The sequence below is a fragment of the Dietzia sp. CW19 genome (assembly GCF_014145265.1).
GTDB lineage: Bacteria > Actinomycetota > Actinomycetes > Mycobacteriales > Mycobacteriaceae > Dietzia > Dietzia natronolimnaea.
Genome location: NZ_JAALEE010000233.1, coordinates 1 through 10482 on the forward strand (window position 1 = coordinate 1; position 10482 = coordinate 10482).

At 70.1% G+C, this 10482-nt stretch carries 11 protein-coding genes; 8 read left to right on the forward strand and 3 right to left on the reverse strand.

Annotation, left to right across the window (positions count from 1 at the left end):
• Nucleotides 1-739: thiamine pyrophosphate-binding protein (locus tag G6021_RS07670; RefSeq protein WP_277817928.1), on the reverse strand; the 739-nt coding region annotated here is incomplete at its 3' end.
• 185 nt (nt 740-924) lie between these two features.
• On the opposite strand from G6021_RS07670, the gene glmU reads away from it, so the two are divergent.
• From glmU to G6021_RS07690, 4 genes are all read left to right on the forward strand, one after another.
• Nucleotides 925-2385 carry a bifunctional UDP-N-acetylglucosamine diphosphorylase/glucosamine-1-phosphate N-acetyltransferase GlmU gene (glmU, locus tag G6021_RS07675; protein WP_182617582.1) on the forward strand — a complete coding sequence of 487 codons (1461 nt, stop codon included), beginning with the start codon at nt 925-927 and terminating at the stop codon, nt 2383-2385.
• 17 nt (nt 2386-2402) lie between these two features.
• Nucleotides 2403-3380 carry a ribose-phosphate diphosphokinase gene (locus tag G6021_RS07680; RefSeq protein WP_179525800.1) on the forward strand — a complete coding sequence of 326 codons (978 nt, stop codon included), beginning with the start codon at nt 2403-2405 and terminating at the stop codon, nt 3378-3380.
• Between the two features lies 1 nt (nt 3381).
• Entirely contained in the window at nt 3382-3741 is a 360-nt protein-coding gene (arsC, locus tag G6021_RS07685) for an arsenate reductase (glutaredoxin) (protein ID WP_179525801.1), read from the forward strand.
• A 284-nt stretch (nt 3742-4025) separates the two neighbouring features.
• Nucleotides 4026-4658, forward strand: a complete 633-nt coding sequence (locus G6021_RS07690; protein WP_182640995.1) for a 50S ribosomal protein L25/general stress protein Ctc — start codon at nt 4026-4028, stop codon at nt 4656-4658.
• A gap of 156 nt (nt 4659-4814) precedes the next feature.
• Here the strand turns inward: G6021_RS07690 and G6021_RS07695 are convergent, their stop codons facing one another.
• Nucleotides 4815-5432 carry a LysE family transporter gene (locus tag G6021_RS07695; RefSeq protein WP_182640018.1) on the reverse strand — a complete coding sequence of 206 codons (618 nt, stop codon included), beginning with the start codon at nt 5430-5432 and terminating at the stop codon, nt 4815-4817.
• Between the two features lie 67 nt (nt 5433-5499).
• Here G6021_RS07695 and G6021_RS07700 point away from each other — a divergent pair, with 67 nt between their 5' ends.
• Together G6021_RS07700 and pth are read left to right on the forward strand one after the other, a co-directional pair.
• Nucleotides 5500-6396 carry a LysR family transcriptional regulator ArgP gene (locus G6021_RS07700; protein ID WP_179525803.1) on the forward strand — a complete coding sequence of 299 codons (897 nt, stop codon included), beginning with the start codon at nt 5500-5502 and terminating at the stop codon, nt 6394-6396.
• Nucleotides 6397-6478: 82 nt separating this feature from the next.
• Nucleotides 6479-7078, forward strand: a complete 600-nt coding sequence (gene pth, locus G6021_RS07705; RefSeq protein ID WP_182640996.1) for an aminoacyl-tRNA hydrolase — start codon at nt 6479-6481, stop codon at nt 7076-7078.
• A 90-nt stretch (nt 7079-7168) separates the two neighbouring features.
• Here the strand turns inward: pth and G6021_RS07710 are convergent, their stop codons facing one another.
• Nucleotides 7169-7624 carry a DUF6508 domain-containing protein gene (locus tag G6021_RS07710; RefSeq protein WP_182610996.1) on the reverse strand — a complete coding sequence of 152 codons (456 nt, stop codon included), beginning with the start codon at nt 7622-7624 and terminating at the stop codon, nt 7169-7171.
• Between the two features lie 202 nt (nt 7625-7826).
• On the opposite strand from G6021_RS07710, the gene G6021_RS07715 reads away from it, so the two are divergent.
• Both G6021_RS07715 and G6021_RS17215 read left to right on the forward strand, forming a co-directional pair.
• Complete coding sequence (locus G6021_RS07715; protein ID WP_182640997.1) at nt 7827-9509, forward strand: peptide chain release factor 3; 1683 nt, start codon at nt 7827-7829, stop codon at nt 9507-9509.
• A 217-nt stretch (nt 9510-9726) separates the two neighbouring features.
• A partial coding sequence (locus tag G6021_RS17215; protein ID WP_347238930.1) for a transposase occupies nt 9727-10482 on the forward strand: 756 nt, incomplete at its 3' end.

Below are 10482 nucleotides of genomic sequence, written 5' to 3' on the forward strand. Positions count from 1 at the left end.
TGCTCATCGTCACCCCGGCGTCCAGGGCCTCGGCCAGGTCCATCAGCTCCTGCCGGGCCCCGGCAATGCCGCGCCCGGCGAGGATGGCGATGCGCTCCCCCGCGTCCAGCAGCTCGACCGCGCGGGCCACGTCGTCCTCGCGCGGCGAGACCACCCCGTGCGTCCACTCGGGCGCGGTCACGACGACCCCGTGCTCCTGACCGTCGTCCCCGGCCAGCTCGGGCGCCGGCGCGTTCTGCACGTCATGGGGGATCACCACCACGACCGGGGTCCGGTGCGTCAGGGCGGCGCGGAACGCCCGGTCGATCACCATCGGCAGCTGGTCGGCGGCGACGACGGTCTGCAGATAAGGCCCGGCCACGTCGGCGAACACGCTGCTCAGGTCGATCTCCTGCTGGTGACCGGAGCCGAGCACGCCCGTGTGCTGCTGAGCCACCAGCGCCACCACCGGAACGCTGTCCAGCTTGGCGTCGTACAGGCCGTTGAGCAGGTGCACGGCACCCGGGCCCTGTGTGGAGTTGACCACTCCCACCCCGCCCGAGTACTTGGCGTCGGCCACCGCCATGAACGCCGCGGACTCCTCGTGCCGCGCCCGCATGAACCGCGGTGCCACGTCGGACCGCTGCAGCGCGCCGAGTATCGGGTTGTTCCCGTCCCCGGCGTATCCGTAGATCCGTTCCACATCCCAGGCGACCAGTCGTTCGACGACGAGGTCGGCCACCGTCTTGTCGTGGGTCATCTGTGTCCCCTCTCCGATTGACGGCCCTGCTGGTGGGCCCCACCGTAGGGGCCGCACAGGCGGGCCTCCACCGGTACCGCGCAACGACGTGGTCCCCGTCAGACCCAGCCCTTATCCTTTCGGGGACGGTCCGCTCGCCGGACGCGAACCCGACACCGGCACGCCACGCCGCCCGAGGAGACTTGATGACGACACCCGACACCGACCGCTCGCAGACCGCGGTCATCGTCCTGGCCGCCGGTTCCGGCACCCGGATGAAGAGCGCGACCCCCAAGATGCTGCACCGGGTGTGCGGCCGGACGATGCTCGGGCACGCGCTGCACGCCGCGGCCGGGATCCACCCGGAGCAGATCGTCGTGGTGGTGGGGCACCAGCGTGAGCAGGTCGGGGCCGCGGTCGCCGAACTCGCCGTCGACCTGGGTGTCCCGGTGACCACCGCGGTGCAGGAGGAGCAGAACGGCACGGGCGACGCGGTGGCCGCGGGCATGGCCGCCCTGCCCAACGACTTCTCGGGAACGGTGCTGGTCACCACCTCGGACATCCCCCTGCTGGACGCGGACACCCTCCGCGAGGTGGTCACGCGCCACGACCTCCGGCCACGCGCCTCGGTCACCATCCTGACCTCCACGGCCCCCGACCCCACGGGGTACGGGCGGATCGTGCGGAACGACGACGGCGAGGTGCTCAGGATCGTCGAGCACAAGGACGCCTCGGACGACGAACGGGCGATCGACGAGGTCAACTCCGGCATCTACGCCTTCGACGCCCGCGTCCTGCGGGAGAAGCTGGGCGAGCTGGGCACCGACAACTCGCAGGGCGAGTTGTACCTGACCGACGTCATCCAGTTGGCGCGTCAGTCCAACGGGCTCATCCGCGGCCACCGTGTCGAGGACGCCGATCTGGTGGCCGGGGTCAACGACCGCGTCCAGCTGGCCGGGCTGGCCGCCGAGATGAACCGCCGCCTGTGTGAGACGGCCATGCGCGCCGGCGCGACGATCGTCGATCCGGGCAGCACCTGGGTGGACGTGGACGTCCGCATCGGCCGGGACGTCACCATCCTGCCGGGCACCCACCTCACCGGCTCCACCGTGATCGGCGACGGCGCGACCGTCGGACCCGACACCACCCTGCAGGACACCACGGTCGGCGAGGGCGCGAGCGTCATGCGCACCCATGCCGTCGGCGCGAGCATCGGGCCCGGGGCCGAGGTCGGCCCGTTCGCCTACCTCCGTCCGCAGGCGGAGCTCGGCGAGCGCAGCAAGATCGGCACCTTCGTGGAGGTCAAGAAGTCGAGCATCGGGGCGCACACCAAGGTCCCGCACCTGACCTACGTGGGCGACGCGACCATCGGGGAGCACACCAATATCGGGGCATCCAGCGTCTTCGTCAATTACGACGGGGTGAACAAGAACCGTACAGTGATCGGCGATCACTGCCGCACCGGTTCGGACACCATGTTCATCGCACCGGTGACCGTCGGAGACGGGGCCTATTCGGGCGCGGGTACCGTGATCAAGAACGACGTCCCGCCCGGGGCCCTGGCGGTGTCCGGCGGACGACAGAGGAACATCGACGACTGGGTGATCGAGTACCGACCGGATTCCGGCTCGGCCGAGGCCGCCCTACGTACCCGGAACGACTCCTAGAAGGACGGACTCACCGAGTGAGCGAGTGGATCGACAACCAGAAGAACCTGATGTTTTTCGCGGGGCGTGCGCACCCCGAACTCTCGGATCAGGTCGCCGCCGAGCTGGGGATCGAGGTCACCCCCCAGACCGCCCGCGACTTCGCCAACGGGGAGATCTTCGTCCGCTTCGAGCAGTCTGTCCGCGGCTGCGACGCGTTCGTGCTGCAGAGCTGCCCGGCGCCGCTGAACAAGTGGATCATGGAGCAGCTCATCATGATCGACGCCCTCAAGCGCGGCAGCGCCAAGCGGATCACGGCCGTGCTGCCGTTCTACCCGTACGCGCGGCAGGACAAGAAGCACCGTGGTCGTGAGCCCATCTCGGCCCGCCTGATCGCCGATCTGCTCAAGACCGCCGGCGCCGACCGGATCATCACGGTCGACCTGCACACCGACCAGATCCAGGGCTTCTTCGACGGCCCGGTCGACCACATGCACGCCCAGGGCCAGCTGTCGGACTACGTGCGTGAGCACTACGGCACGGACAACATCTGCGTGGTCTCCCCCGACGCCGGCCGCGTCAAGGTGGGCGAGAAGTGGGCCGACGCCCTCGACGGTGCGCCCCTGGCGTTCGTCCACAAGACCCGCGACCCCAACGTGCCCAACCAGGTCAAGTCCAACCGCGTCGTGGGTGACGTCGAGGGACGCACCTGTGTGCTGATGGACGACATGATCGACACCGGCGGCACCATCGCCGGCGCCGTCAAGGTCCTCAAGGACGCCGGTGCCGGCGACGTGATCATCGCCTGTACCCACGGTGTCTTCTCCGACCCGGCGGCCGAGCGGCTGGCCACGTGCGGGGCCAAGGAGGTCATCACCACCGACACGCTGCCGATCCCGCCGGAGAAGCGGTTCGACAACCTCACCGTGCTGTCCATCGCCCCGCTGCTGGCCCGGACCATCCACGAGGTCTTCGAGAACGGCTCGGTGACCAGCCTGTTCAACGGGAACGCCTGACATGTCCGCGGACGCCGCGGGTCGCGCCACGATCTACCACAACCCGCGCTGTTCGAAGTCCCGGCAGGCGCTCGACCTGCTGCGCGAGCGGGGGGTCGAGCCGACTGTGGTCAAGTACCTCGACACCCCGCCCACGGTCGCCGAGCTCCGCACCCTCATCTCCGATGCCGGGCTGACGGTACGGCAGGCCGTGCGGGTCAAGGAGGCCGAGTTCACCGAGCTGGGTCTGCTCGAGGCCTCGGACGAGGAACTGCTCGAGGCGATGGTGGCGCACCCCCGGCTCATCGAGCGGCCCTTCGTCGTCACCGGCAAGGGCACCCGCCTGGCGCGGCCCACCTCGGCCGTCGAGGAGATCCTCTGACGGTTGGGGGGATCGCCGTGACCCGGAGCCCGGGGTGCCCGGCGTGACCCGGAGCCCGGCGTGACCCGGAGCCCGGAGCCCGGCGTGATTTGGGGGCCGGGCTCCGCGCCGCTAGGCTGATCGGGTCATCTCGGCGAGGGAGGGCCCGGCAAGGGCCACTCCGTTATCGACGCGATCATTGTCGGTGTGGTCCCCGGTGGGCCGCCCCGGGCGATCGTCTCGGTCGCCGGGGAGGTCTCCGCCCGCAGAGCGCACGCGCGCTCCCCACCGACAGAAGGTTCACCATGGCCAAGGAAATCAACAACCTCAAGACCACCATCCGCACCGAGTTCGGCAAGGGCTCCGCCCGCCGCGCCCGTCGCGAGGGCCAGGTCCCCGCAGTGCTCTACGGCCACCACACCGAGCCGCGTCACCTCCTCCTCAACACCCTCGAGTTCGCGGCGGTGCTGCGTGCGCACGGCACCAACTCGCTGCTCACCCTGGACATCGAGGGTGAAGAGCAGCTCGCGCTGCCCAAGCAGATCGACGTGCACCCGCTGACCCGCGTCATCGAGCACACCGACCTGCTGGTCGTGCGCAAGGGCGAGAAGGTCACGGTCGAGGTCTCCGTCACGGTCGTCGGCGACGCCGCCCCGGGCACTCTCGTGACCCAGGACGCCAGCTACGTCGAGATTGAGGCCGACGCCACCCTCCTGCCCGAGGGCTTCGAGGTCTCGGTCGAGGACGCAGAGGCCGGCCTCCAGATCACCGCCGCCGACATCGAGCTCCCCGCCGGCAGCACCCTGGTCTCCGATCCCGAGACCCTGATCGTCAACGTGATCGAGGCGCCGACCGAGGCGGACCTCGAGTCCGAGGAGGAGGCAGCCCCCCAGGGTGAGGCCGCCGAGGACGCCGCCCAGGCCGCCGAAGACGCGTGATCCCCCGCGCCGCGGCCTGAGCTGCGGTGACCCCGGCCACGGGCCCGCTGCCGACCATCGAGTCGGAGCGGGCCCGCGGTCGATTCCGGAACCCCTCGTCCGGACGCACCGGCCGGCTGGTCCTGACCGCAGAGGAGATCTAGCCGCAGTCGAGACCTAGCCCCGAATGAGGCCCACGGCCAGGACGACCATCATCACCGCGATCCCCGCGTCCAGCACCCGCCACGCCCCGGGCCTGGTGAACACTCCGCGCAGGGCCCTGCCCCCGAAACCGATCAACGCGAACCATGCCGTGCCGGCGAGGAACGCCCCGGCCGCGAACACCCAGCGCAGATCCCCCGCCTGCTGGTTGGCGAGGGTCCCCAGGAACACCACGCTGTCCAGATAGGCGTGGGGGTTGAGCCAGGTGAACGCCGCGCACGCCGCCACCGCGCCCAGGGTCGAGGGGATCCGTGCGTCGCCGTCCACCTGCAGCCCGCTGCCGGGGCGCAGGGCGCGGGATGCGGCAAAGGCGCCGTAGGCCAGCAGGAACACCACCCCGAACCACTTCATCACCGTGATGGCGGCGGGCGCGGACTCGACCAGCGCCCCGACCCCGGCCACGCCGAGCAGGATCAGGGCCGCCTCGGACAGGACGCAGAAGATCACGATCGGAACCATCGCCACGTCGCCGCGGATCGAGCGTTGGAGGACGTAGGCGTTCTGTGCGCCGACGGCGGCGATGAGCCCGAGGCCCATGCCGGCGCCCATGAGAAGCGTGGAGGTGGTGGTCACGTCCCCACGCTAGGGTCGCGATGGATGTAGCGCTACTACAGTTCCTTGGTTAGCATTAGCCTCACTTATGGACGCACTTCACCTGGACCAGCTGCGCACCCTCGTGGCCGTCGTCGACCTCGGTTCGTTCGACGCGGCCGCCACCCACCTCCACCTCACGCAGTCCGCGGTGTCCCAGCGGATTCGAGCGCTGGAGGACTCGGCCGGCCGAATCCTGGTCCGCCGGGACCGCCCGGTCACGGCGACCGACTCCGGCGAGACAGTGCTCCGGACCGCACGGCAGATGCTCCACCTCGAGGAATCCCTGTCCCGCGAGTTCGACGGAGCGGGCACCCCGACAGAGCATGTGGTCCTGGCGGTGGCGTGCAACTCCGATTCGCTGGCCACCTGGTTCCTCGACGCCATGACCGAGGTCCACTCCTCGGGCCGGGTGGTCTTCGACCTCCGCCGCGAGGACGAGTCGTTGTCCTCCCAGCTCCTCCGGCGGGGCGAGGTGATGGCAGCGGTGACCAGCGAGTCCCGACCCGTCCAGGGGTGCCGGTCACTGCCGCTGGGGTCGATGCGGTACCTCGCGTGCGCCAGTCCCGGGTTCGTGGCCCGGCACCTGCGGGACGGTTCGCCCACGACCGCGCTGGGCCGAGCCCCCATCGTCGACTTCGATCGCAGCGACGCCCACCAGAACCACCACTACCGACGGTTGGCCCGCCGCGAACCGACCGGACCCCGACACTTCGTGCCCAGTTCGCACGACCACGTCCGGGCCATCGCCGCAGGGCTGGGCTGGGGCCTGGTCCCCGAGCGACTGGCCACACCGTGGCTGGTCTCCGGCGAGCTCGCCGAGGTCTCCCCCGACCGCCCCCTCGACGTCCCACTGTTCTGGCAACACTGGAGACTCCAGTCCCCCGACCTCGACGCCCTGACGGCGGCGGTACTCGAGACGGCCCGGGCCGAGCTGCAGGCATGACGGCCCGAGCCGGAGCGGAGGCGAGCGGGTGGGGAGTCGACCGACGGGAGCGGCGACCGACTCCGTCTGGGACCATGGGTCCGTGAGTACCGCTGACGCCCCCGGACCCAGACTCGTCGTGGGCCTGGCCAACCCCGGTCCCGACTACGAGGGCACCCGACACAACATCGGCTGGGACGTGCTGGTCGAGCTCGCCTCCCGCGCCCTTCCCATGCCCGCGAGCTTCTCCACGCACAAGCGGACCAACTGCGAGGTCGCCCAGACGCGGTTGGCCGACCAGGCCGTGGTCCTGGCCCGTCCGCGGAGCTACATGAACCTGTCCGGGGGCCCCGTCGCGGCGGTGGCGAAGTACTTCTCCGTCGCCCCCACCGAGGTGATCGTGGTGCACGACGAGATCGACATCGACTTCGGCCAGGTCCGCCTCAAGCGCGGCGGCGGCGAGGGCGGGCACAACGGCCTGCGCTCGGTCACCAGTGCCCTCGGCACCCGGGACTACATCCGCGTCCGCGCGGGGGTCGGTCGCCCGCCGGGACGCATGGCGATGGCGGACTACGTCCTCAAGCGCTTCTCTAAGCTCGAGCAACCCGACGTGCCGTTCCTGGTCCAGGACGCTGCCGACGCCGTCGAACTGCTCCTCACGCACGGGCTGGAGACCGCCCAGAACCAGGTCCACTCCGCGTGAGCCGTCCCCGGCGGCTGCGACGTGACGCCGCTCGGGGCGCGGGGGCACTGACGGGCCGGTGCAGGAGCGCACGACCGGCTCGTGGGGCGATCACATGTCGTACAGCTCTCGCAGCCGGTCGAGAAGCGCCACGAGCGCCCCGCTCTCCAGCGACGCCGCGACCTCACCCTCGCTGAACCTCTCGGACCGCATCATCCAGGTGAGCAGCGCGACGGCCAGCTCCTCGTCGGAGTCCCGGGCCAACGCCACGAGATCAGGTGCCCGGCTGCCCATTCCGTGCCCACCTCGCCGCTGGAGCGTCCGCCGGTACTCGACATCGGTCAGCGCTCCCCCGTTGCAGACCTCCATGACCTTCTCGGTGTCGCGGTCGTAGATCGGGTACCGGAGGTTATACGAGCCGTCCTCGTTCTGACCGCCCCCGGACCACACGACCGAGCGGACACCACGCAACCGCTCGACCGCCGGGAGCAGGTCGCGTAGCGCGGCCCTCCGCTCCTCGCGTACCCGTGCGTCCCCGACCACAGAACCGTCCCTGCTCGCACTCATTCCCGTCTCCGCTCCGGCGCGTCCGGTGACGCCGCCACTGCGCACCGTAGGCGCCGGGTCCGACATCGCGCCCCGCGTGACCTCGCCTTTCGCGTGCGCCCGCAGACCCCGGGCGGCGCACCGGCGGATTGGGTGCTCGAACGTGGACGGACGTACCCTGGGATGACGACGGCGAGGGCCGCCGGAGCACCGAGGAGGACGCGTGACGGAGACCGCCGAGGACACCGGGACGACCGGGCAACCCGCTGGTCCCGACAGGTCCGGGGCCCACACGGACGTACGCTCCGAGGTCGCCCGACGCCGCACCTTCGCCGTGATCGCCCACCCGGACGCCGGCAAGTCCACGCTCACCGAGGCGCTCGCGCTGCACGCGCGGGTCATCACCGAGGCCGGCGCCGTCCACGGCAAGTCCGGTCGCCGCGCCACCGTGTCGGACTGGATGGAGATGGAGAAGGCCCGCGGCATCTCGGTCAGCTCCACGGCACTGCAGTTCACCTACAAGCCGGCCGGGGCGCCGGACGACGACGAGCCGTACGTCATCAACCTGGTGGACACCCCCGGGCACTCCGACTTCTCCGAGGACACCTACCGCGTCCTCACCGCGGTCGATGCCGCGGTCATGCTCATCGACGCCGCCAAGGGCCTCGAGCCGCAGACGCTGAAGCTGTTCCGGGTGTGCAAGCACAACGGGCTGCCCATCATCACGGTGATCAACAAGTGGGACCGGCCGGGGCAGGCGCCGCTGGAACTGCTGGACGAGATCACCGAGCAGATCGGCCTGGTCCCCACCCCCCTGTTCATGCCCGTGGGCATCGCCGGCGACTACCGGGGTCTGCTCCGCCGCGGCCCCGAGGGGGCGCCGGAGGAGTACATCCACTTCACCCGCACCGCCGGCGGCTCGACCATCGCCCCGGAGGAGCACTACGACCCGGCCGCCGCCGCCGAGCGTGAGGGCGAGGTCTGGGAGACCGCCGTCGAGGAGTCCGAACTGCTCTCCGCCATGGGTCAGGACCACGACCAGGAGCTCTACCTGGCCGGCGAGACCAGCCCGGTGATCTTCGCCTCCGCGATGCTCAACTTCGGCGTCCACCAGATCCTCGACGCGTTGGTCGAGCTGGCCCCGCCGCCGCACGCGTGGGACACCGTCACCGGTGCGCCGCGTGAGACCTCGGATCCGTTCTCCGCGGTCGTGTTCAAGGTGCAGGCCGGCATGGACGCCGCGCACCGCGACAGGCTCGCGTTCATGCGCGTGGTCTCCGGCGAGTTCGAGCGCGGCATGGTGGTCACCCACGCCCAGTCCGCCAAGCCGTTCACCACGAAGTACGCGCTCACCGTCTTCGGCCGCGACCGCACCACCGTCGAGACCGCCTACCCGGGCGACGTGGTGGGCCTGGTCAACGCCACCGCGCTGGCCCCCGGCGACACCCTCTACACCGGTAAGAAGGTGCAGTTCCCGCCGATCCCCCAGTTCGCCCCCGAGCACTTCGCCGTGGTCCGCGCGCACTCGCTGGGCAAGTACAAGCAGTTCCGCAAGGCGATCGACCAGCTGGCCGCCGAGGGCGTGGTTCAGATCCTGCGCAACGACACCCGCGGCGACGCGAACCCGGTCATGGCGGCGGTCGGGCCCATGCAGTTCGAGGTGGTGACCGCCCGCATGAAGACCGAGTTCAACGTCGAGGTCGTCGTCGACAACCTGCCCTACTCCATCGCCCGCCGCACCGACGCCGCCTCGGCCGACGAGCTCGGCCGCCAGCGCGGAGTGGAGGTGTTCCAGCGCACCGACGGCGAGCTGCTGGCCCTGTTCGGCGACAAATGGCGTCTGCAGTACATCAGCAAGGAGATGGATCACCTCACCATCGAACCGCTGGTCGCCGACACCAACTGACCCTCGAGTCACACACGCCTCACCGGGCCCGCGAAAGCTCTGAACAACCGTCCAGAAATTGCTCGGATAGGGCTCGGAACGGCCCACCCTTGGTTAACCCCGGTGATTCACGGGGATCTGCGGATCGCTGGGCGAAAATAGACCGAAGTGCTTCCTGAACAGGGGAAACTGGGACTTGTCTAAGGTTCCATGTTCTCCAGCAGAAAGCACTCGGTAGGTGAAGCTTACTTCGTGGTCGGCCGGGCTGTCCGTTACTGCTGATGGTGTCGGGGTGGTCTCTCATGCCGGGGCCATCGCTCCGCGCCTTCTGGCTGATCAGGTCGGTCTGACCGCCGCGCTGTCAGGGGCCATGGCCCGCCGCCGGTTCATCCCGATCCACGATCGCGGCCGGGTGTTGATCGACGTCGCGGTGATGCTGGCCGATGGCGGCGAGTCCATCTCAGACATCGGCGTCCTGCGCCACCAGTCTGGCGCCCTGGGCCCGGTGGCCTCGGCGCCGACAGTGTGGCGCACACTCGATGAGGTCACTGCCGGCAAGCGCAAGAAGATCCAGGTGGCGCGTGCTCGGGCACGGCGGCACGTGTGGTCCCACCTGCCCGGCGGGGTGCCCGCATCCAAGTGCGCGGGCCGGGACCTGGGATCGACGATCGTTCTCGATGTGGACGCCACCATCGTGGTCACCCACAGCGAGAAGGAACATGCAGCTCCGACGTATAAGCGCACGTTCGGCTACCACCCGATCGGCGTGTGGTGCGACAACACAGAAGAGTTCCTCGCCGCGAGCCTGCGCCCGGGCAACGCCGGGTCCAACACCGCCGCCGACCACATCGACGTCCTGGGCCAAGCCATCGCGCAGATCCCCGCCACCCGCCGGCGTGACCTGCTGATCCGCTCCGACGGCGCCGGCGCCTCCCACGACCTGATCGACTGGATCACCGAACAGAACCGCATCCGCGGTCGACAGGTGGAGTAC

Bases quoted from the DNA above. Each gene is read 5' to 3' on its own strand.
- arsC (WP_179525801.1), top strand. From the start codon at position 3,382: ATGTCCGCGGACGCCGCGGGTCGCGCCACGATCTACCACAACCCGCGC.
- glmU (WP_182617582.1), top strand. From the start codon at position 925: ATGACGACACCCGACACCGACCGCTCGCAGACCGCGGTCATCGTCCTG.
- G6021_RS07710 (WP_182610996.1), bottom strand. From the start codon at position 7,624: ATGAGTGCGAGCAGGGACGGTTCTGTGGTCGGGGACGCACGGGTACGC.
- G6021_RS07690 (WP_182640995.1), top strand. From the start codon at position 4,026: ATGGCCAAGGAAATCAACAACCTCAAGACCACCATCCGCACCGAGTTC.
- G6021_RS07700 (WP_179525803.1), top strand. From the start codon at position 5,500: ATGGACGCACTTCACCTGGACCAGCTGCGCACCCTCGTGGCCGTCGTC.